Here is a 21,623-nt window from a genome sequence, read left to right as displayed (position 1 = left end):
CCGCTGAGTCGGATGGTCTGTTGCGCCGCCTGAAAAAACTTCTGGGCCTTTAGAGCATCGGACCCCAAAACCTGCCCTCGGAATTGACCCGAGGGTTGGGAACCGGTTTTGGGAAATCCGATGCTCCAGCAAAGAGATAGAGCGGCGAGACGATCGACTTGAGAGTTCGCCGCTCTAATCCAAGGCAGTTTCCGAGGCCGAAGTTCGAGATCACGCGATGTCAGGTGCCAAGCGTTGCGAGGTGCCCCGGGGTGAGCGTGCCGTCATGCAGCGAGGTCGCGACCAGCGCCGCGGCGATACCGAGTGACGAAAGGGCGCGAATGTCAGCCTCGTTGCGCACCCCGCCGGCCGCGATGACGGAGCGGCTTCCAGCCTTCGCCTTGATTGCCTCAAGCCGCGTGAAATCGGGACCGGAGGCGGAGCCGACCTTGGCCAATGTCATGACGATCACCTTTTGCGGCCAAAGCTCCGGCTCGTCGAGAAATGATGCCGGACCGCGAAACCCGTCGTCGAAGAAATCCAGCGACAGGATAAGCTCCGGATGATTGCAAAAACGCCGCAACAACGCGTCGTCTTGCTGCGATTCGGAACCCAGCACCGGGTAAAGCCAGGGCTGGGCAAGTGCTGCCGAAAGGGTTTTCTCGTCGGCGAAGCCGGCATCGACCCAAAGCTCCGGCGGCTCCGCCATCGCCTTCAGCCGGGCAAGCGCGCCGCTGTTTGGCGTTCCGCCTTCGATGGCATCGAGATCGGCGATATAGAAGGCCGGAAAAGGATAAAGCCGGCGCAGCCCTTCGGCGACCGCGACGGCATCGGAACTTTGACTGAGCGGCGTGACGATCGGCCTGTAGCGATCGCGTTTTCCTTGCTGGGCGCGGACCACCTCGCCGCCTTTCAGGTCAAGAACCGGAATGATACGCAACGCTCTTTTTCTCGCTGACCAACTGCCCCTGACCAACTGTGATGAAAGCTTGAACCGTGGAAAAAAGAAAGAGCATCGTTGCCGGCTTCGATATTGGCGGAGCCCATCTGAAGGTGACGCGTGCGCAAGACGGCCGCATCGTCGAGGCAGTAACGATCGCCACGCCGCTCTGGCAAGGGCTCCATTCCCTGACCTCGGCATTCGAGGAAACGGCTCCTATCTATGCCGGCGCCGACCTCAACGCATTCACCATGACCGGCGAACTGGTGGATGTCTTTCCGTCCCGCGATGCAGGCGTCGCGGCTCTGCTGGATGAGATTTCAACCCGTGTCGCAGGCGAAAACTTGATCTATGCCGGGCCGTCCGGCTTTGTCGGGGTCGAGCAGGCAGCGCGGCTGAGCAGCGATGTCGCCTCCGCCAACTGGCACGCGACAGCGTCGTTGGTGGCGAAGCTCGCTGGCGATGCTCTGTTCGTCGACATGGGCTCGACCACCACCGACATTATCGCCATCAAAAATGGCTCCGTCGCCAATGACGGCTACACCGATGCCGGACGGCTTCTGAGCGGCGAACTGGTCTATACCGGCTTCACCAGGACGTTCCTGTTCGGCGTCGCCTCGTCGGCCCCCGTCCGCGGCAGGCTGACACCGCTGATGAACGAGTATTTCGCCTCGATCGCCGATGCGCACCGTATCCTGGGGGTGCTCGACGAGAAGGACGACAGGCACGCGTCCGCCGACGGCAAGGAAAAGACCGTCGATGGTTCGATAGCGCGGCTGGCGCGCATGATCGGGCGCGACGCCGCCGAGCTGACCCTGCCGGAATGGCATGAAGTCGCACGCTGGTTCAGCGAACGGCAATTGCGCAAGATCCACGACGCTGCGTCCCTGGTTGCCGGGTCCCTGGTCGCCGGGTCCCTGGCCCGGGATGCGCCGATCGTCGGCGCCGGAACCGGCCGCTGGCAGATCAGGCGGCTGGCCGAACGCATGGAACGCCGCTTCGTCGATTTCGCCGAGATCGTCCCCGCAGATGACGCCATTCGCGGCGAAGCGAGCAGCGTGGCGCCTGCGTCCGCGGTGGCGCTGTTGGCGGGATCTCCATCATAGGCGCTCTACCTGGTTCAGCCCCGCGCCTCCTCGCCGGGAGACCCCTTGACCGACAGGTGATCGCCGACACGCTGCATCAGCCAGTCCCAGGCTTCCTTTTCGCCCTCGCCCGCGGTCTTTTCGATGGCGATTGAAAGGTAGGCGATTTCCGCCTCGATCTTGTCGCGCGGCAGCATGCCGAGCCGGCTGACCAGGATGGCCAATTCCAGCACCGCCGCCTTGGCGCGGTTGAAGCCGGTGAACGGCGCATGCGTCTCCTCCTGCACCACGCGGCAGAAATGGCGAGGTCGCATAGCATCGCCGTCGACACTTTCGACTTCGAGGACCGAATGCGCGAGCGCCGCCTCGAGCCGCGGCACCGGAGATCCATCGACGGCAACGGTTGGCCAATGCTTGCGCCCGGTCAGGCAGCCGGCAAAGATACGCACGTCATCGGTGTAATTGGCGATGGCGAACGGCACTTCGGCGAGATTGTCGAGCGTGATCGACGGCCGGAACGGCGCGATGACCCAGCCGTCCTTCTCGGCGATGATGCCGATCGGGGCGATGTGGACATCGCCGGCCTTGTTGACGGTGGTGATGATCGATTCGCGAATGTAGGGCATGGTTTAGCGCTCTTTCTTCGCGCGGAGCGTGTGACCTGCTTCCGCAAGGCGGGTGCGGTCGGTTTCGGGACCCGGCGCGGCAACGCCCCATGCGAGCGGCTCGTCCTGCACATAGCGCTTGCCGAGGCGCCACGCGATCTCGGCTTTCATCAGTTCCGCGCCGAGATAGAACGCGTGTGCGCCATCCGCCTCAACGCCAAGCCCGGCAAAGAGTTCGAATGCATCCGTGGCAACCGCATGCCCTTTGCCGTTGAAAACATGGATGCCGTCCTCGGCGGTCATGATGCGGAAGTTGGTGTCGCGCACCTCCGCCGCGAGTGCTGCGATATCCTCGGTCGAGGCCGTAAACGGCTTGCGGTCGTGAACCTGCAGGAGCCCTGGATGGTAACTCCGCGGCAGCGCACCGTCGTTCTTCGCCGCGAACAGGATGCGACGGGCAATATCGTGCTCCTCGATCGTTCGCAGCGTGTGCGGGCTGACATGCACGGCAAGCACGTTTCGGATCTGAAGTTCCGAGCAGAGCCCGGCCAGAACGGCGGTAACGCCGGAACTGTCGGCGTCGGTCAACTCGGTGAGATTGCCGGTGCCCATCAGCAGTTCGACCTCGGGCCAGCGGCGGCGCGCCTCGATGAAGCGGCCAAGTGACGTCGCAAAGCCGAAATGGATTGGGTCGAGCACGGGGTCGGCGATGAAGGCGACGCCGGCCCTTTGCGCCGCTTCGATGGCACGGCCGAGCGAATCCAGGTCGCCGGGGGTGGACGGGATCAGCACTGGTACGGCCTTGCAATCGAAGGCCAACGGCAGCGTGTTCTCATCGAGGCTGAGAAGATAGTCCGCACCGGCGCGTGCGCCGATCGACAGTTCGTCCGTGCTGGCCGAATCGACACTGACCAGAAATCCCTGTGCCTTCAGCTCGACCACAGCCTGTTCGAGCAATGGAAACGGCGTTTCCGGCAGGCAGCCGAGATCGATGACGTCGGCGCCGGCTGCGGTCAGCGTCTGCGCCCTCGCCACGAGCGCCTCGACCGACAGCATCGGCGCATCGACGATTTCGGCGAAGATGCGCATGTCATGACGCGAAAGATCAGGCGGCTCGCCCGCCCGGCCGAGAAAGGCCGGCAGATCGGCGATCTCGTCGGGACCGCGGACGAAGGGCACGCCGAAATGGTTCGACAGATGCTCGATGTCGCCGCGATAGCGGCCGGGCAGGATGACGCGGTCGGCGCCGCCTGTCAGGCTGAGCCGCCGCTTGATGATATCTTCGCTCATCAGCGCCGCGACCTTGACGCCGATGTCGATGATCTCCCACGCAAATTCAGTTTCGCCCAGCCCGGCCAGCAGCCTTTCCAGCCGGACCTTGGCCAGATGGCCGGTAAGAAAGGCCAGCCGCTCAGCCATGGCTTGCAAGTTCGGCGTGGCGCCGTCTGACCGAGGCTTCGAGATCGGCAAGCGACTCGACCACCTGGGTCCGCTCGAAACTCTTCAGCTGGTTGGTATTCTCCAGGTCGATCCGGCGCGGATAGACCTTGACCAGCCCATGCGGCGCCATGGTTTCGAGTTCCGGCGCGGTGTCGCAAGCAAAGACGATGGCCGGCACCCGGCATTTTCCCGCCTGGGCAAAGACATTGGTGGCGAGCGTGTCGGAAATGCCGTGCACGCATTTGGCGACCGTGTTGGAACTGGCCGGCGCCACCACCACCGTGTGATAGACACCGTGATAGAATTCGCCGACCGGGATCGCGCTCGCCGTCTTGTCGTGCAGCACGCGCGTCGTCTCCGGGAAATCAAGCTTCAGCTTGTACATGCGCAGCACTTCGTTGGCGGCTTTCGACACGAAGACATCACAATGCTCGAGCTGGTGAATGAGTGCGAAGCTCTCCGTAAAAAAATGACCGGAACCGGTCAAAACCCATGCCCAGCGCGGCGTATGCAGCTCCGCCATCGCCTACCCTGCTTTTCTTGCCGGCCGGATCGGAGCCGCGATCGCGATGCCGGGCAGATTGCCCGACGCGAGTAGCGCCCCGGCTTCGGCTGCATCTTTCGGACCGGCGAGATGGAAATCGACACCGTCGGGCAGCATGGCGGCGAAGCCGGCGTCGATGATTCCTCTGACTGCCAGGCTGTCGATCGTGTCGCTGCCGAGGAAGGCCCCGGTCTGCTTGATCAGCAGCAGCGCATTCGCGCCGAGCTTGCCGGCAAGCCAGGCGGCAAGGGAATCGGAGGTAACATCCCAGGACGCCGGAATGTCCGGCGCCGCCAGCGCCAATGACGACGGCAGCCACACCGGCACCTTCCCCGCGTCCAGGGCTCGCAGCATTTCTTCCAGCGACCGTGCCGGCGCCAGCCTTTCGTCGCGGTCGAGGATGACCTGGCCGAACTGCTCCATGGCGAGGATCGCCATGGCGTGGGCGGCGGTCTCGGAAAAGTCCATGCGGAACTGCATCTCGCGCACCTGGTCGGCAAAGAGGCCGCCGCCGGGCACGATGACGATCGGCAGCTTGGAACCCGCCAGCGCCGCGATCCAGCTTTCCATTTCCGCCGCATGGACCGTGCTGCCGCCAAGCTTGACGACGGCTAGCTTGACGGCGGCTCGCCTCACGACCTCAGGCCTTTCCTGTCGCGGCTGGGAAGCAGCGCTTTGTTCTTTTCGGCCGGCAGGGCCGGAGGCGACGCCGCGGCCCGCCGCTTGGCGCTTGCGTTCGATCTCGACGCCGACGCCGCCTGGGCCGAGTTCGAGTTTTTCCACCCTTACCGTGACGCGCACGACACGCGGGTTCTCCAGAATGTACGTCGCCACCTGCTCGGCCAAGGCCTCGCTAAGCTGGATGTGGCCCCGCGCGACGATGGTGCGAATGCCGTCCATGATGATGTCGTAGGAGAACACATGGCGCATGTCTTCGGGATGGTCGGTGACTTGCAGCACGTCGGCGGTCACGTCGAAGCGCACCTTCTGTGTATGGCCGTGCTCGAAACTGTAAGCGCCGATCTGAACCGGCAGAACAAAGTCCCGCACGAAGATCTTGTCGGTGCCCAGTGTCGGGTCGGTGCCCGGCGAATAGCCCCTCGCCGCCAGCAGGCGGTAGTCGACGCTCGACGCGCCGCCCGCCCGGGATGCTTCCGGGACCAGCTCGCGGATCTGCGAAACCGCCTCGGCTCTGATCGAACCCACGCGGCCGGAGTTGCCGCACAGTGCCCCGCGAAAGCCGAGAAAATCGGGAGCGAAGGGCAGCAGGCGCGGAATGTCTGGGGCTTCCAGCGATCCGCTCAGCCCAACCATGAGACCAAGCGATTTCGTTCGATCGATGAATCCCGGGATACGCTCGGGCGGCAGATGGTCGAGCAGCCGCCCGTTTGCCTTGTTCGCAGTGTCGACCATGGCGCCGTAGAAGCGATGTTTGGCAAAGTTCGGCAGAAGCTCGAAATCCGGCGCCAGATCGGCGAAAAGCACGGCGATCAGCTTCGTTCGCGCGGCGAGCGGTTCGAGCGCTGCCGCGCAGGCGGCGGCATTTGCCGACGGAAAAAAGCCTATCTTGACGTAATCGACACCGGTCGCAGCGATCTCTTCGGCCTTGGCGCGGATCGTCTCCGGTTCCATCGGCAGGTCGCCGCAGACCGCGCTGACCGGCGCCCGGCCGGCGATGAATGAAATCGTGCGGCGGATGGTTTGCGTGGATACCGCGCCCAGCGCTCCCGCCTTCGGCTCCTTCAGGTCGACGATGTCGACGCCGCCCGAAAGCGCGATCTCCGCCTCGTCGACGCCGGTGACACTGGCCAGCATTCTGGTCATTGGACTTTCTCCGGCATGAGGGACAGGACGCTCTCGGGCCCGAATACCGAAATCCGCTCGGTTGCCGTTCCGGCGAGCAGGCATGGCACTAAAGCAGACGCGAGACGTCCACTTTCAGGGTTTGATAAAGTTTGCGGGTCAGCTAAGCTCATCACGGGCACCTTGACTTCGCGCCGCTCCGACAACAATCGGACTTTAGCGCAAGATGGGTAATTTTTATCGATGACAAGCGCGGTGCCGGGCACTCTCGCGGCCTTTTTGTGCTTTTTTTCCCTGACCGTCAACGTTCCGCGCGCGCCAGCCCAGGAGGCGACGGGCGGGCAACCGGCTGCAACGGCCAAGCTTGAAAAAAAGCTGACCGAAATCAAGATAGGCTATTTGCGCGCTTATGCGCCGCAGCTGGCCTTGTCGGTGCTCGACGTCCCGCCGCGCGATGAAGGCGTTGCCGGCGGCAATGTGGCGATTGCCGACAACAACACGACCGGCAGCTTCCTCGGCCAGAAATTCAGCCTCGACGTGACCGAGGTAAAGCCGGACGCGGATGTCGTTGCGGCCTTCCAGGAAATGATCGCCAGAGGCGACCGCTATGTGGTCGCAGACGTCTCGGCCAGGCAATTGCTGTCGATCGCCGATCTTGCCCGCGACAACGGCGTTTTGATCTTCAATGCCGGCGCCACCGACGACAGTCTCCGCGAAGAGGAATGCCGCGCCAACATCTTCCACACCATCCCGACGCGCAGCATGCTGGCCGACGGGCTGGCGCAATATCTCATCTGGAAGCAATGGCGGCGCTGGGTGCTGATCTACGGCTCGCACGAGCGCGACCAGCTTTTTGCCGAGGCGCTGCGCCGGGCGGCGACGCGCTTCGGCGGCGAGATCGTCGGCGAAAAGCTGTTCGAGGATACCGGCACGGCACGGCGGACCGATTCCGGCGTCGTCCAGATCCAGCGGCAGATGCCTGTCTTCACCCAGGACCTGCCGGAGCACGATGTGTTGCTGGTCGCCGATGAAAGCGAGGTGTTCGGCACCTATGTTCCGTTCCGCACCTGGACTCCGCGGCCGGTCGCCGGCACCGCCGGCCTCACCCCGTCGGCCTGGCATCCGGCCAGCGAGCAATGGGGCGGCACCCAGATCCAGAACCGCTTCGCCAAGGCAAACGGCCGCCGCATGATGTCGAAGGACATGGCGGCGTGGACCGCGGTGCGCATTCTCGGCGAGGCGGCGACCCGCACGCAGGGCGCCGACCCGCGCAAGATGGCCGACTTCATCCGCTCAGACGATTTTTCGATCGCCGCCTTCAAGGGGCAGAAACTGACTTTCCGCAAGTGGAACCAGCAGTTGCGGCAGCCGATCTTCATCGGCGACAACAGGTCGGTCGTCTCGACATCGCCGCAGGAAGGTTTTTTGCACCAGGTGTCGGAGCTCGATACGCTCGGGGTCGATGAGCCGGAAACAAAATGCGTGCTTGAGTAGAACCAATTGGGAGGAATTTCGGTGCAGAGACGAGCTTGCGCACTCGCCATTCTCGCGACCGGCTTCATGGCCGGCCCGGCGTCGGCCTACATGGCTTATGTTTCCAACGAAAAGGACAACACGATGAGCGTCGTCGACACCGCGACGATGCAGGTGGTGAAGACCGTCAACGTCGGGCAGCGTCCGCGCGGCATCACCATCTCGCATGACGGCAAGCACATTTATCTCTGCGCCAGCGACGACGATTCGATCGAGGTGATCGACACGGCAACCCTGGAGATCGTCGATACCTTGCCCTCCGGGCCTGACCCGGAGCTCTTCGTGCTCTCGCCTGACGGCAAGACACTCTATGTCGCCAATGAGGACGACAATCTAGTCACCGTCATCGACATAGAGAGTAAGAAGGTGCTGTCTGAGATTCCGGTCGGCGTCGAACCGGAAGGCATGGGCGTCAGCCCGGACGGAAAGACCATGGTCAATACGTCGGAAACGACAAACATGGCGCATTTCATCGATACGACGACCCACGAGATCACCGACAACGTGCTGGTGGATACGCGTCCGCGCTTCGTCGAGTTCACCCCCGACGGCAAGCAGGCCTGGGTGAGTGCCGAGATCGGCGGCACTGTTTCGGTGATCGACAATCAAACGCGCGAAGTTGTCCAGAAGATCACCTTCGAGATATCAGGCCTGAGGGCCGAATCCATCCAGCCGGTCGGCGTGCGCATCACCGCCGACGGCAAGAAAGCCTATGTGGCGCTCGGACCGGCCAACCGCGTCGCGGTAATCAACACGCAGACATACGAGGTCGAGAAATACGTGCTGGTCGGCCAACGCGTCTGGCAGCTCGCCTTCACCCCGGACCAGAAAACCATCATCTCGACCAACGGCGTGTCGAACGACATCACCTTCATCGACGTGGAGACCGACGAGCCGGTGCAGTCGGTGACCGTCGGCGCGTTGCCGTGGGGCGTCGTCGTCTCGCCCAATTGAACCAGCCCAATTGAATCAACACAGCCAGAAAAACAGCAGAAGGGCAGGAAATCATGCGGAAATTTCGGGTAGTCGCATTCGCTGCATTAGTGGGTATGGCACTCACGCAGGGCCAGGTCTGGGCGCAGGACGGCGATGACGATGACGCAGCCGCCGGTGCGGCCACCAAAAACGATGCCAGCCCCGAAGCCGAGAAGGCAACCCGGGCCAGCAAGGACGTGCCGGAACTTATCCTCGGCACAAAGCAAGACCAGTTCACCGCCAACCAGAAGGATTTTCAGCTGATCGCCGGCCAGGGCTATCGCTGGAAGATCACCGCGGCGGGCGGGCTGGAGTACAAATTCCATACCGACCTGTTCCGCAATGTGTGGAACAACCAGATCGTCGTCAACGACCTCGAGGTGCACATGAACGGCGCACCTGCATGGCTCGAATTCGACGCCGACGGCACCATCCAGGTACAGTTCACCACCGTGAGGCCCGGCATCTACACATGGTCGGTGCCCGACCTCGCCGACAGGGGCATGAAGGGCACGATCACGATCAAGTAGGATCACCGGAAAGCGAGACCTTCGCGATCGGGCCCGGTGCGCTAGACTCCTGGTGCGCCAGGTGCGCTAGATTATCGTCGACGACAAGGAGCCAGCCGGCGTGCAGCATGTGAGGACAAGCGGACCAGGAGATGAGGTGGCGGCGCTCGATGTCGCCGGCGTCAGCCATTCCTATGGTTCGAAGCGGGCGCTCAACGACGTCTCATTCTCGATCGCGCCGGCGACCTTCACCGTTCTTCTCGGCCTCAACGGCGCTGGCAAGACAACCCTGTTCTCGCTGATCAGCCATCTTTACGACACGCGCCGCGGGTCGATCCGCATCTTCGGCCATGACGTCAGCCGCGCTTCGGGCGAAGCGCTCAGGCGTGTCGGTATCGTGTTCCAGGCACGCACACTCGACCTCGATCTCAGCGTCCACCAGAACCTCTCCTACCACGCCGCGCTGCATGGCATCGGAGGACGTGAGGCCCGGCAGCGCATTGCCGCGCTGCTCGATATGGTCGACATGCAGGACCGGCAGCATGACAAGGCACGCAGCCTTTCCGGCGGCCAGATGCGGCGCATCGAGATCGCCAGGGCGCTGCTCCACCGCCCGTCCCTGCTGCTGCTCGACGAGGCGACGGTCGGTCTCGACATCCAGTCGCGCGCCGGCATTCTCGCCACCATCCGCAAGCTCGTCGAAACCGAGGGCATCGGCGTGCTGTGGGCGACGCATCTGATCGATGAGGTTGAAGACGGCGACCATGTCGTCGTGCTGCGGCAGGGCGAACTGGTCGCCAACGGCAAGGTGGCCGACGTCGTCAGGACGAGCGGCGCCGGTTCGATCCGCGACGCCTTTTCGAGGCTCAGCCGCATCGAGGCCGCCGGCATCGCGGAGATATCGCCATGAGCGCTCCCGCAATCCCCGAAAAAGTCGCCGGCATCGTGCCGATGAAGTTCGAAAAATTCGGCCTGCGCCACTATCTCATTTGCCTCAAGGGCGTCGTCCTGCGGGAGTGCCTGCGCTTCCTGCACCAGCGCGAGCGCTTCATATCCTCGCTGGTTCGGCCGCTCATCTGGCTGTTCATTTTTGCCGCCGGATTCCGGCAGGTGCTCGGCGTGTCGATCATCCCGCCCTACAAGACCTATGTCCTCTACGAGGTCTACATCACGCCGGGTTTGTGCGGCATGATCCTGCTGTTCTCGGGCATGCAGTCTTCGTTGTCGATGGTTTATGACCGCGAGATGGGCAACATGCGCACCCTTTTGGTCAGCCCCTTCCCGCGCTGGTTCCTGCTGGTGTCGAAGATGCTCGCCGGCGTCTCCGTATCGATCGCGCAAGTCTACGCGTTCCTGATCGTTGCCTGGTTCTGGGGCGTCAAGGCGCCGCCGATCGGCTATCTCATGGTTCTGCCGGCGCTGTTCCTGTCGGGCATGATGCTTTGCGCGCTCGGCATGCTTTTGTCGTCGATGATCAAGCAGCTCGAAAATTTCGCCGGCATCATGAACTTCGTCATCTTTCCCGGCTATTTCGCTTCGCCGGCGCTCTATCCTTTGTGGCGCATCCAGGAGGCGAGCCCGCTGCTTTACAAAATCTGCCTCGCCAACCCGTTCACCTATGCCGTCGAACTGATCCGCTTCGCCTTCTACGGCCAGATTAACTGGATGTCGCTGGGCGTCGTCGCCGGCTGCACGCTGCTGTTCCTTGCCGCCGCAATCATCGCCTATGACCCTTCGCGCGGCCTGATGACCCGCAAACAGGACACGGGAGGAAATGCCTGATGGCACGAATGAGCCTTGTTCGCAGCCTGGCTGTGGTTGCCATGCTCGCGCCGGGCGTGAACGCCATGGCGGCGAACACCGATCCGGACTGGCCTTGCATACAGCGCAAGGTGCCGCAACTCTCGCTCGGCCAGATCTGGAACGGGCCGGAGCTGCCGCCAGCGGCGAAGGACTTGTCGAAAGACCCCGGTATCTCCGCCCTGGTCGAGGAGGTGGCAGCCCGGCGGATACCGATTGCCGAAGCCCAAAAGAAGATCAAGGATTTCGCCGCCTCGCTGCCGGCCGAGCAGCTTGCGCCGAAGATGGCGATGCTGGTGCAGGGCATGTTCGATCACATGGACGCCGAGCGTTCTCACGTGATCTCAGGCATTTCCCGTTACGCTCACAAGCAGCTCGAAATGGCCGCCGCGTTGCGCAAGGAAGCGTCCGACGTCGATGCGTTGCGAGCAAAGCCCGATGCAGATCCAGACGAGATCGAACGGCGAACCGAACAGCTGAAATTCGCAACGCGAATTTTCAACGAACGCGTCCAATCACTGACTTACGTCTGTGACGTGCCGACGATCATCGAGCAGCGGCTTTATCAATTGTCCAAAGTCGTCTCGGAAACGCTCGCCGCGAAGAAGTAAAACCTCATTTGCTCTTCGCGGCGGATCTCACGATCCCCGGCCGGGCAGCACGCGCCAGCGCTGCACGAAATAACCGGGATGCGTCTCGATCCACTGGGCTACCAGCGGCTGCGCCTGCATGAAGGCGGTCCCGGGATTCATTGCCAGGCCGTCCACCATCTGTTCGCGTTGTTCACAGGTCTGCGGCACATCCGTCAGGCAGACCATCATAACCAGCGTGTAAAGCATTACCCCTTGTCCCCATCGAATCCCGAACCCCATGCCCGGGAGGTTTCAGTGATACCGACCAGTCTGCAGGGGTCGCACATACAGATCGCTTACGGGTGTGAAAGCACGTGCCCCCGCTCTTTCGCACTGCAACATAACATGTCGCTTATCTAACTCCAACGACCGCCGGGCGTTTTCCAGAGCAATCGCGTCAGGCTGCGCCGCGCCAACGTGGCGCCAATGTTTCCAGCCCCGATCATTCCGATCATCACGGGGTGTCGTCGATGTCGTCAGACCGGCAACCCGTTCTGCTTTCGCAGGCTTTTGTCGAATGCCGATGCGGGGACGAAACGGCGCAGGAAACTGACCTGGCGCGCCATTTTTCCCGCCGCATAGCGCCTCTTCGGAGCGCGATCGGTCGCAGCCGCCAAAACCGTCTTGGCTACCACTTCGGGCGAATCGCCTTTTTCCATTGCTTTCCGCACGACTGCGTTCATGCCAGCGCGCGCAGCGTCATAGATATCAAGCAACTGGTCCGGCTTGGCGAGATTATCCTCGAAGGACGTGCGGGTATAGGCGGGTTCGACCAAGGCAACGCGAATCCCGAACGGGCGCAGTTCATGGTCGAGCGATTCGGAATAGCCTTCGATGGCATGTTTGGTCGACGCATAAAGCGCGAAATAGGGAGCTGGAATGAACCCCTGCACCGAACTCAAATTGACAATTCTACCCTTGCCTTGACGGCGCATTATCGGCAGGACCGCGTTGGTCACGCGGAGCACGCCGAAGACGTTCACATCGAACAGTGCCTGAGCCTGGACCATTGAGGACTCTTCCGCGCCACCAAACAGACCCATACCGGCATTGTTGACGAGCAGGTCGATGCGCCCGGTCTCGGCCAGCACGTCATCGACCAGTTTCGCCACGGACGCGTCATCGGTCACGTCACTGGCCAGCATGGTTAGGCCGTCGGAGTTTTTGGCTGCGCGACGGCTGGTGCCGAACACGCGGAAACCGGCGCTTTGCAAAGCTATGGCCGTCGCGCGTCCGATGCCGGAAGACGCCCCCGTCACCAGGGCGACGCCAGGATTGGTCTTGTTCATGGAAATCATTTCTTTCTTTGGGTTGGACTGATTTTGGATTGGCATGGAAGAAGCACGAAAAGGTCGGAGTCAGTTATGAGCGCCTCTGGCGTTCGCACCGGCCAACTCGTCCGTCCAGCGCCTGAACAGCGCGCTGGCGTTGACGCCGCCAAAGCCGAAGCCGTTGGCGATCGCGTAGTCCATTGCCATCGGCCGGGCTTGGTTTGCGACGAAGTCGATGCCGTCACCGGCCGGATCCGGCGCGCTCAGATTGAGAGTTGGCGGCGCCACCTGATCCCTGAGCGCCAGCATGGCGAAGATGGCTCCAAGCCCGCCGGCGGCTCCGAGCAGGTGTCCGGTCGCCGATTTCGTTGCGCTGACGGCGATGGTGGAATCTGCGCCGAAGAGTGTTTTGATCGCCGCGATTTCCCCGAGATCACCGACCGGCGTGGAGGTCGCGTGCGCATTGAGGTGGCCAACCTCACGCGGCGAAATACCGGCTTGGGCAATTGCGATCTGCATGGCTCGGCGCGCCCCGTCGCCATCCTCGGGACCGGAGGTGACGTGATGCGCATCTGCCGTCGTGCCGTAGCCGACGAGCTCGGCGAGCGGTTTCGCGCCGCGCGCCAGCGCGTGGCTCAACGCCTCGATGACCAGCACGCCGGCTCCTTCGCCCATGACGAAGCCGTCCCGCGACACGTCGAAAGGCCGTGACGCCTGAGCCGGCGCCCAATTGAAGCCGGTTGAAAGAGAGCGTGCGGCAGCAAAACCACCGAGACTGACGATGTTCATGCAGGCTTCGGTTCCGCCGCACACGGCGATATCGGCCTCGTTGGCGCGGATGAGGCGGGCCGCATCGCCGATCGCCTGGATGCCGGCCGCGCACGCCGTCACCGGCGCGCCGAGTGGCCCCTTGAAGCCATGGCGGATCGAGATGTGGCCCGCCGCGAGGTTTACCAGGAAGGACGGCACCGTAAACGGCGACAGGCGGCGGACGCCGCGCTGGTCGACCGTGCGCACCGCCTCGGTTATGGCGGGGAACCCGCCGATGCCGGACGCGATGATCGTGGCCGTGCGCAGGCGATCCGCTTCAGAGACGGGCGCCCACCCTGCTTGCGCGAGGGCCTCTTGTGCAGCGGCGAGCCCGAAGAGGATGAACCGGTCTACCTTGCGCTGGTCTTTTGGCGCCAGAACGGCATCCGGATCGAAACCAGCATCCGGATCGTCTTCCAGCAAGGGAACCACCCCGCCGATCTTCGCCGGCAGCTCTCCCACCACATCGTCCGGAAGCCTGCGGATGCCGGAGCGACCGGCCAGGAGCCGCGACCACGACGCGTCGACATCGGCTGCAAGGGGCGTGACTGCTCCCATGCCTGTAACAACAATCCGTCGCACCTATTTTCCTATCAATTTGGGTGCGCCGCCAGCGCTGCGCACGCCGTTCAAGCGGCGGCTGCTTCGCGGACCTGTTCGGTCGCCGCGTCCAGAAAGGCCTGGGCGAGGTCCGGGTCGTTGACGACGCGCGATAGCGTCAGTGCACCGACCATCGTCGAGAGAATGGCCATGGCCTTTCTATCGGGCTCCTCACCATTGGCCTCGGCAATGAAACGGCCGAGGATTTCGAGATGCTCCGTGATCCCGGCTTCGAACGACGCTTTCACGTCGCTGCCCTGTCTGGCGGCATCCGAACCGAGCGCGACAATCGGGCAGCCGTCCATCTTTTCTCCGCGATGGTCCATACTGAGGTAGAATGCGATCACCGCGCCAAGCGGATCCTCGGATTTTGCCGCAGTCGCGGCCGACCACCGCAGCGTGGCGCTCTCCATCGCCCGCCTGGATGCCTGCGCCGCCAGATCGTCTTTGGATGCGAACTGCTTGTAAAACGCGCCTTGGGTCAGCCCGGCAGCCTGCATCAGGTCCTTTAGGCCGATGCCGTCAAAGCCGCGCTCCCGAAAAAGCCGGCTTGCCACATTGATCACTGTTTCGCGGTTTTCCGCCGCCTGAATGCGACTCACACGCATGTCGACCTCCTTGAATTAGCTTGCGTTCGACATCTATAGCAGGTATAGAGTTCGAACGCAATCCAATTTGGCTACGCGCCGGTCCCTTGGTCAAGCCATCGAACAAATTTGGAGGAGAGGTCAAATGCTATACAGTTATGTTGTCGAGAAATCGATCCGGCAGAGCTTCGACCACGTCAACAACCATCGCTGGGATGAGGCGGTGAAAGCACTCGTGCCGCATGTCCATCACCGCGTTTCCGGCTCCCACGCGCTTGGTGGTGAGCGCCACGACAAGCAAGCCGTGCGCCGCTGGTTTGAGCGCCTCGGCCGCGTCCTGCCCAATCTCCATCTCACGGTCAATCACGTCTGGGTGAAGGGCTGGCCGTGGCATACCACCGTGTTTGCCCAGTGGGACGGCACCGCAACGCTGCTCAACGGCGACGCCTCCTACGTCAACAGTGGTCTCCACGTGTTCACCCTGCGGTGGGGCAAGGTCTATGCCCTTGAGGAATTCTACGATTCACAAGCTGCGGCCCGCGGTCTTGCCGCCCAGGCCGCAACTGGCCTCGAAGAAGCTGCCGCCGAACCAATTGTAGGCTAGCAGAAGCGCAGTCAGCGGCCCGCAGCGTAACCGCGGGTACGCTACCCGTGGCCATGCCGGGCATCGCCCGCAGACGACCCCATCAGCGCGCTCCCGGCCGCCGCTTGCAGGAACCGTTCGACAGCCGCTCGTCGTTGACGGCCCGCGAGACCGCCGGCGGGTGGCGTTCTCCATCGCCCGCCTGGACGCCTGCGCCGCCAGATCGGATGCGAACTGGTTGAAAACGCGCCCTGGGTGAGTTCGGGCAGCCGCCATCAAAGTCCTTTAAGGCCGATGCCGTCCAAGCCGCGCTACCAAAAAAGCCGGCCTGCCGCATTGATCGCCGTTTCGCGGTTTTCTGCAAGCGACTCACACGCATCATCACTTTTTCTCTTTTTTTAGATTGCATTCGTAATCTATCTTCGATATAGAGTTCGAACGCAATCTAAAAAGAAGGAGATACGAGATGATCCGCAAAGCCCTGAGCGCCTCGGTTTTGGCCGCGCTGTTTCTTGCCGCCCCGGCATTTGCCGAGGAAGCCACCATAGGACGCCCGATCGAATCCGGCAGCCTGCATGAGGGACACCTCGACCTGGTCGTCTATTACGTCCCGGTCGACGGCGACCTCCTGGAGGTCACCGCCACCTTCGCGCCGAAGATCGGCGGCGATCCGCAGCGCGTCGTCATGGGCCTCGCCGACGGCGACACCGTCGCCTTTTCGATGCCGGGCTACCGCGGCCCGCTCTACGCGTTCGCGCGGTCCGGCGAGCAGGTGACGGTGTCGTCCGAGACCGACATGCGCGCCGATGCCAATGCACTGACCCGCCTTGCAGACGGCAGCCTGCGTGCTGCTGGCCGAGAACTCGCGTCCGTCGGGCCGATGTAAAGGTCAAACGCAATCTTTTTGAGAGGCGACGAACGTGAAAAAGAGACCCGCTGTTGTGCTGGGGGGCGTGCTGATCGCGATGTCGGGAGCGGCGGCATTCGCCACATTTGCCATTCCTACGCAGGGAGCCTCCGCCGTAGGCGACCCGAGGCAGGAACCGCCGATCGTCAGACTGGTGACGGCAGCGCCGGTGAAAGGATCCGAACGCGGGTTCACCGGTATTATCGGCGCGAGGGTGCAGAGCGATCTCGGCTTTCGGGTCCCCGGCAAGATCGTGGAGCGACTCGTGGATGTGGGTCAGGAGGTCAATGCTGGTCAGCCACTGATGCGCATCGACGACACCGACCTTCGCCTCGCGCTCACGGCGAAGCGCAACGCCGTTGCCGCAGCGCGCGCAACAGTCGTTCAGACGGAACCGGATGAACGGCGATACGCCAGTTTGCTCAAGGATGGATGGGTCCCCCGACAGCGCTACGAGCAGGCGAAGGCCGCGGTGGATACGGCCGAGGCGCAACTCGCCGCCGCCGAAGCCGATGCACGGGTCGCCGAGAACGAAGCGATCTACGCGGTCCTGCTGGCGGACGCGGATGGAACGGTAGTCGAAACGCTTGGCGAGCCGGGGCAGGTCGTCTCCGCCGGCCAGAAAGTGGTCCGGATCGCCAAGGCCGGCTCCCGCGAAGCAGTGGTCGCGCTTCCCGAAACGATCCGGCCGGCGATTGGGTCGGCGGCCGAGGCCAGCGTGTATGGCGGCGATGGGCGTCGTTATACGGCACATCTCCGGCAATTATCGAACTCCGCCGATGCCCAGACCCGTACCTATGAGGCCCGTTATGTGCTCGACGGTGAGGCCGCGGCAGCACCGCTTGGCGCGACGGTAACCATTCGGCTTGCAAGCCAGGCACGCCAGCGGGAGGTCCAGGTGCCGCTGGGAGCCGTGCTCGATGACGGCGAGAAGACTGGCGTTTGGGTCCTGGACAACGCCACCTCAACCGTACAGTTTCAGCCCGTCAAGCTTGTTCGTGTGACCAGCGAAACCGCTGTGGTCTCCGGACTGAACTCCAGCGATCCGATTGTTTCGCTCGGCGCTCATCTCCTGCAGGAGGGCGCTCGCGTCAGGGCTGCGTCCGAAAGCGGGGGCAACTGATGATGAACCTAAATCTCTCCGCGATCGCCGTTCGCGAACGCGCCGTTACCCTGTTCTTCATCCTCCTGCTGGTGGCCGCCGGCGCCTACGCTTTCGTCATGCTCGGGCGGGCGGAAGACCCCAACTTCACCATCAAGACCCTGACGGTCACGACGGCATGGCCGGGCGCAACGGCGCGCGAGATGCAGGACCTCGTCGCCGAACCGTTGGAGAAGCGGCTTCAGGAGATGACCTGGTACGACCGGGTCGAAACGACCACACGGCCGGGTTACGCGTATATGACGGTCACGCTGAAGGACAGCACACCGCCATCTGTCGTGCAGGAGGAGTTCTACCAGGCTCGTAAGAAGCTCTGGGATGAAGCCCGCAACCTGCCGTCCGGCGTCTTCGGCCCCTTCGTCAACGACGAATATTCGGATGTAAGCTTCGCCCTTTACGCGCTGAAGGCGAAGGGCATGCCGATGCGTGAGTTGGCGAGACAGGCCGAGGCGATCCGCCAGGACCTCCTGCACGTGCCCGGCGTCAAGAAGATCAACATCCTTGGTGAACGTCCCGAACAGATATTCGTCGAATTTTCCTACGCCAAGCTGGCTACCCTCGGCGTGTCGGCACAGGACATCGTCGCCGCCTTGCAGCGGCAGAACACCCTCACGCCGGCAGGCTCGATCGACACCCAGGGGCCGCGGGTCTTCATCCGGGTCGACGGCGCTTATGACAGCGTTCAGGCGATCGCCGACACGCCGATTGCCGCTGCGGGGCGGACGCTAAAGCTCTCCGATATCGCCGAAGTCCGGCGCGGCTATGAAGATCCTCCTACCTACCTCATCCGACGTCAGGGTGAGCCCACCATCATGCTCGCGGCTGTCATGCAGGAGGGCTGGGATGGTCTCGCGCTCGGCAAGGCGCTGGAGGACAGGACAGCAGCTATCGCACAGACACTGCCACTTGGGATGACGCTCGACAAGGTCACTGACCAGGCCGTCAACATCACCTCTGCGGTCGACGAATTCATGATGAAGTTTGCGATGGCGCTCGGTGTGGTGCTCTTGGTGAGCCTGTTGAGCCTCGGCTGGCGCGTCGGCATCGTCGTGGCGGCTGCCGTCCCTCTGACGCTTGCCGTCGTGTTCCTCATCATGCTGGAGACCGGCCGGTTCTTCGACCGCATCACGCTCGGCGCCCTCATCCTGGCGCTCGGTCTTCTCGTGGACGACGCCATCATTGCCATCGAGGTGATGGTGGTGAAGATGGAAGAAGGCATGGACCGCACCAAGGCGGCGGCCTATGCGTGGAGCCACACTGCGGCGCCGATGCTGTCCGGAACGCTGGTGACGATCGCCGGCTTCCTGCCGGTGGGCTTCGCGCGCTCGACGGCCGGCGAATACGCCGGCAACATCTTTTGGGTCGTAGGGTTCGCCCTCATCGTCTCCTGGATCGTAGCGGTGGTCTTCACACCTTACCTCGGCGTCAAGATGCTGCCCGCGATCAAACCGGTCGAAGGCGGTCACCACGCGATCTACGACACACCCAATTATCGGCGCTTGCGGCGGCTCATCACCTTCGCCGTGCGCCACAAGTTCATAATCAGCGGTGTCGTGGGCATCGCCTTTGTGCTTTCCGTTGTCGGCATGGGCTCTCTCAAACAGCAGTTCTTCCCGACATCCGACCGCCCCGAAGTGCTGGTGGAGGTTCGCCTGCCTGAAGGCACCAGCATCGAGACGACGACCGCTACGGTCGAGAAGCTCGAAGGCTGGCTGGACGACCAAGCCGAGGCTAAGATCGTCACGAGCTATGTCGGTCAGGGCGCACCCCGCTTCTTTTTCGCAATGGCGCCGGAACTGCCTGATCCTGCCTTCGCCAAGATCGTCGTGCTGACCCAGGACGCCGAGGCGCGTGAGGTGTTGAAGCACCGCCTCCGCGAGGCGGTGGCAGAGGGGCTTGCACCCGAGGCCAATGTCCGCGTCACGCAACTCGTGTTCGGCCCCTACACGCCATTCCCGGTCGAGTTCCGGATTATCGGACCCGATCCCGTGCAACTCTACAGCATATCCGAGAAGGCGCTCGACATCATGCGGGGCGTCCCGGACGTGCGTCAGGCCAACCGCGATTGGGGCAATCGCACACCCGTGCTCCGCTTCGTCCCGGATCAGGATCGACTGAACCTGATCGGCCTGTCGCCGGCGGAGGTGGGCCAGCAACTCCAGTTCTTGCTCACCGGCATCCCCGTTACGCAGGTTCGCGAGGACATCCGCAACGTCCCCATCGTCGCACGCAGCGCCGGCGGCGAGCGGCTGGATCCGACACGTTTGGCGGATTTCTCACTGATGAGCCGGGACGGTCGCCCGATTCCGCTCGACCAGATCGGCCATTCGGAAATCCGTCTGGAAGAGCCGATCCTGAAGCGCCGCGATCGCACGCCTGTCATCACGATCCGCTCGGATGTCAACGAAGCGACTCAGCCTCCAGAGGTTTCCAAGGAGATCGTGAAGGCCCTTCAGCCGCTGATTGCATCCCTTCCGGCCAGCTATCGCATCGAATTGGGCGGATCGATCGAGGAGGCCGAAAAGGCCAACACCGCGCTGGCTAAAGTCTTTCCGGCAATGATAGCCGCCATGCTGATTGTTATCATGCTGCAGGTGCGATCCTTCTCGACGATGGCCATGGTGATGCTGACGGCGCCACTTGGCCTCGTCGGCGTCGTGCCGATGCTGCTCACCTTCAACCAGCCCTTCGGATTCAATGCCATTCTGGGCATGATAGGACTGGCCGGCATCCTGATGCGCAACACGCTGATCCTGACCGAACAGATCAAGGAGAACCGTGCTGCCGGCCTTGACGACTATCACGCCGTGATCGAGGCCACGGTGCAACGCACGAGGCCCGTGATCCTGACGGCACTCGCCGCCGTGCTGGCCTTCATCCCGCTCACGCACTCCGTCTTCTGGGGATCGATGGCCTATACGCTGATCGGCGGCACGGCGGTCGGCACGGTGCTGATCCTGCTCTTCCTTCCCGCGCTCTATGCCGCGTGGTTCGGCATCAGGCCGACTGCTGACGAGGTCCGTGAGGGCGCGGCGGAGGAACTGGAAATGCACACGGCAATTGCTGCTGAATAGGGCCCTGTTGTCGAGCAGGCGGATCAAGATTTCGCCGCTGGCTTTGCCTGAACATACGCAGGGCCAGTCGCACGACCTTACCGCTTGCAAATGATCGTTCAGGGCGAGCCCAGCAGATCCATCATCAGTTCTGGAGACACCCATGAATCATCCGGTCGGAACGCAAACGGATCCCGACGAGGTGCGCGCTCGCATCCTGGAGGTGGCGGAGGAGCATTTTCGCCGCATCGGCTACCATAAGACGTCGATAGCCGACATCGCCTCCGAACTCGGCATGAGCCGGGCGAACGTCTACCGTTTCTTTTCCTCCAGGGATGCAATCAACGAGTCCATCTGCAGGCTGGTCGCGAACGAGGTCGCGGACATCGCCGTTGCGATCGCACGCACCAACGCGCCGGCCTTGGAGAAACTCGACCGGCTCCTGACCGCCGTTCACCAGCACAACAAGACGAAATTGATCAAGGAAAGAAGCATGCACGACTTGATCGTCGCCGCCATGCACGAGAATCGGGCGGTCATTAAGGCGCATGTCGAGCAAATGCTGAAAATCCTTGAGGCGATCATTCGCGAGGGGACCGAGGCGGGCGAACTCAAGGTCGAGGACCCGGCAGAAGCGGCGCGTGCGGTCAACACCGCGTTCACGCCGTTCTTCCACCCGATTCTGATCGAGCACTGCGTTCAACACGGCGAAGACACCGAAGAGGGCCTGCGCGCGCAGATTCGCTTTATCCTGAAAGCTCTCGGCAAATCGGACTAGGCGTCCTGGTAGGTGGCTGCCAGCGGC

Annotated in this window: 21 protein-coding genes; 12 read left to right on the top strand and 9 right to left on the bottom strand. The window is 62.9% G+C overall.

Annotation, left to right across the window (positions count from 1 at the left end):
* Nucleotides 1-220 precede the first annotated feature (220 nt).
* The gene (locus AC0L3I_RS10600) at nucleotides 221-919 is read right to left on the bottom strand and encodes a HisA/HisF-related TIM barrel protein (RefSeq protein ID WP_473526834.1); all 699 of its coding nucleotides are present in this window, start codon (nucleotides 917-919) and stop codon (nucleotides 221-223) included.
* A gap of 56 nt (nucleotides 920-975) precedes the next feature.
* Between AC0L3I_RS10600 and AC0L3I_RS10595 the strand changes: the two genes are divergently transcribed.
* On the top strand, nucleotides 976-2,025 hold the full coding sequence (locus AC0L3I_RS10595; RefSeq protein ID WP_473526833.1) for a hydantoinase/oxoprolinase family protein: 1,050 nt from the start codon (nucleotides 976-978) through the stop codon (nucleotides 2,023-2,025).
* 14 nt (nucleotides 2,026-2,039) lie between these two features.
* Here AC0L3I_RS10595 and AC0L3I_RS10590 read toward each other — a convergent pair whose 3' ends face one another.
* Genes AC0L3I_RS10590 through AC0L3I_RS10575 form a run of 4 tightly spaced genes read right to left on the bottom strand, consistent with a single transcriptional unit; the run spans nucleotide 2,040 to nucleotide 6,417 of the window.
* The gene (locus AC0L3I_RS10590) at nucleotides 2,040-2,630 is read right to left on the bottom strand and encodes a DUF447 domain-containing protein (protein WP_473485501.1); all 591 of its coding nucleotides are present in this window, start codon (nucleotides 2,628-2,630) and stop codon (nucleotides 2,040-2,042) included.
* Nucleotides 2,631-2,633: 3 nt separating this feature from the next.
* On the bottom strand, nucleotides 2,634-4,028 hold the full coding sequence (locus AC0L3I_RS10585; protein ID WP_473526832.1) for a DUF6513 domain-containing protein: 1,395 nt from the start codon (nucleotides 4,026-4,028) through the stop codon (nucleotides 2,634-2,636).
* Nucleotides 4,021-4,572: a flavoprotein gene (locus tag AC0L3I_RS10580; RefSeq protein WP_473485499.1), complete on the bottom strand. Its 552-nt coding sequence runs from the start codon at nucleotides 4,570-4,572 to the stop codon at nucleotides 4,021-4,023. Before AC0L3I_RS10580 ends, AC0L3I_RS10585 begins: the two co-directional genes overlap by 8 nt.
* 3 nt (nucleotides 4,573-4,575) lie before the next feature.
* Entirely contained in the window at nucleotides 4,576-6,417 is a 1,842-nt protein-coding gene (locus AC0L3I_RS10575; protein ID WP_473526831.1) for a (5-formylfuran-3-yl)methyl phosphate synthase, read from the bottom strand.
* A gap of 222 nt (nucleotides 6,418-6,639) precedes the next feature.
* Between AC0L3I_RS10575 and AC0L3I_RS10570 the strand changes: the two genes are divergently transcribed.
* The 6 genes from AC0L3I_RS10570 (at nucleotide 6,640) to AC0L3I_RS10545 (ending at nucleotide 11,824) form a co-directional block, all read left to right on the top strand.
* A complete protein-coding gene (locus AC0L3I_RS10570; RefSeq protein ID WP_473526830.1) occupies nucleotides 6,640-7,890 on the top strand; it encodes an ABC transporter substrate-binding protein in 1,251 nt (416 codons plus the stop codon).
* Between the two features lie 66 nt (nucleotides 7,891-7,956).
* Entirely contained in the window at nucleotides 7,957-8,883 is a 927-nt protein-coding gene (locus tag AC0L3I_RS10565) for a YVTN family beta-propeller repeat protein (RefSeq protein ID WP_473526999.1), read from the top strand.
* 95 nt (nucleotides 8,884-8,978) lie between these two features.
* Nucleotides 8,979-9,434: a cupredoxin domain-containing protein gene (locus AC0L3I_RS10560; protein ID WP_473526829.1), complete on the top strand. Its 456-nt coding sequence runs from the start codon at nucleotides 8,979-8,981 to the stop codon at nucleotides 9,432-9,434.
* Nucleotides 9,435-9,534: 100 nt separating this feature from the next.
* Nucleotides 9,535-10,323 carry an ATP-binding cassette domain-containing protein gene (locus AC0L3I_RS10555; RefSeq protein WP_473485495.1) on the top strand — a complete coding sequence of 263 codons (789 nt, stop codon included), beginning with the start codon at nucleotides 9,535-9,537 and terminating at the stop codon, nucleotides 10,321-10,323.
* Between the two features lie 41 nt (nucleotides 10,324-10,364).
* A complete protein-coding gene (locus AC0L3I_RS10550; protein ID WP_473526998.1) occupies nucleotides 10,365-11,195 on the top strand; it encodes an ABC transporter permease in 831 nt (276 codons plus the stop codon).
* Nucleotides 11,195-11,824: a hypothetical protein gene (locus AC0L3I_RS10545; RefSeq protein ID WP_473485494.1), complete on the top strand. Its 630-nt coding sequence runs from the start codon at nucleotides 11,195-11,197 to the stop codon at nucleotides 11,822-11,824. Before AC0L3I_RS10550 ends, AC0L3I_RS10545 begins: the two co-directional genes overlap by 1 nt.
* A 27-nt stretch (nucleotides 11,825-11,851) precedes the next feature.
* On the opposite strand, the gene AC0L3I_RS10540 is transcribed toward AC0L3I_RS10545, so the two are convergent.
* The 4 genes from AC0L3I_RS10540 to AC0L3I_RS10525 all read right to left on the bottom strand — a co-directional run bounded on the left by AC0L3I_RS10540 (nucleotide 11,852) and on the right by AC0L3I_RS10525 (nucleotide 15,134).
* On the bottom strand, nucleotides 11,852-12,052 hold the full coding sequence (locus AC0L3I_RS10540) for a hypothetical protein (RefSeq protein ID WP_095518885.1): 201 nt from the start codon (nucleotides 12,050-12,052) through the stop codon (nucleotides 11,852-11,854).
* A 269-nt stretch (nucleotides 12,053-12,321) separates the two neighbouring features.
* On the bottom strand, nucleotides 12,322-13,134 hold the full coding sequence (locus AC0L3I_RS10535; protein ID WP_473485493.1) for an oxidoreductase: 813 nt from the start codon (nucleotides 13,132-13,134) through the stop codon (nucleotides 12,322-12,324).
* Nucleotides 13,135-13,203: 69 nt separating this feature from the next.
* Nucleotides 13,204-14,508 carry a beta-ketoacyl-ACP synthase II gene (fabF, locus tag AC0L3I_RS10530; protein WP_473526828.1) on the bottom strand — a complete coding sequence of 435 codons (1,305 nt, stop codon included), beginning with the start codon at nucleotides 14,506-14,508 and terminating at the stop codon, nucleotides 13,204-13,206.
* A 47-nt stretch (nucleotides 14,509-14,555) separates the two neighbouring features.
* Nucleotides 14,556-15,134: a TetR/AcrR family transcriptional regulator gene (locus AC0L3I_RS10525; RefSeq protein WP_473526827.1), complete on the bottom strand. Its 579-nt coding sequence runs from the start codon at nucleotides 15,132-15,134 to the stop codon at nucleotides 14,556-14,558.
* 124 nt (nucleotides 15,135-15,258) lie between these two features.
* Here AC0L3I_RS10525 and AC0L3I_RS10520 point away from each other — a divergent pair, with 124 nt between their 5' ends.
* The 5 genes from AC0L3I_RS10520 to AC0L3I_RS10500 all read left to right on the top strand — a co-directional run bounded on the left by AC0L3I_RS10520 (nucleotide 15,259) and on the right by AC0L3I_RS10500 (nucleotide 21,596).
* Nucleotides 15,259-15,717: a nuclear transport factor 2 family protein gene (locus AC0L3I_RS10520; protein ID WP_473485490.1), complete on the top strand. Its 459-nt coding sequence runs from the start codon at nucleotides 15,259-15,261 to the stop codon at nucleotides 15,715-15,717.
* Nucleotides 15,718-16,162: 445 nt separating this feature from the next.
* On the top strand, nucleotides 16,163-16,582 hold the full coding sequence (locus AC0L3I_RS10515) for a hypothetical protein (protein ID WP_473485489.1): 420 nt from the start codon (nucleotides 16,163-16,165) through the stop codon (nucleotides 16,580-16,582).
* A 79-nt stretch (nucleotides 16,583-16,661) separates the two neighbouring features.
* The gene (locus AC0L3I_RS10510; protein WP_473526997.1) at nucleotides 16,662-17,726 is read left to right on the top strand and encodes an efflux RND transporter periplasmic adaptor subunit; all 1,065 of its coding nucleotides are present in this window, start codon (nucleotides 16,662-16,664) and stop codon (nucleotides 17,724-17,726) included.
* Between the two features lie 2 nt (nucleotides 17,727-17,728).
* A complete protein-coding gene (locus AC0L3I_RS10505; RefSeq protein WP_473485615.1) occupies nucleotides 17,729-20,839 on the top strand; it encodes an efflux RND transporter permease subunit in 3,111 nt (1,036 codons plus the stop codon).
* A 142-nt stretch (nucleotides 20,840-20,981) separates the two neighbouring features.
* Nucleotides 20,982-21,596, top strand: coding sequence for a TetR/AcrR family transcriptional regulator (locus AC0L3I_RS10500; RefSeq protein WP_473526826.1), 615 nt, complete (start codon nucleotides 20,982-20,984; stop codon nucleotides 21,594-21,596).
* Nucleotides 21,597-21,623: the final 27 nt, after the last annotated feature.

The sequence above is a fragment of the Mesorhizobium sp. WSM4840 genome (genome assembly GCF_055811755.1).
Note: the sequence above shows the minus strand (reverse complement) of the source record. Positions and strands in the feature narration are given on the sequence as shown.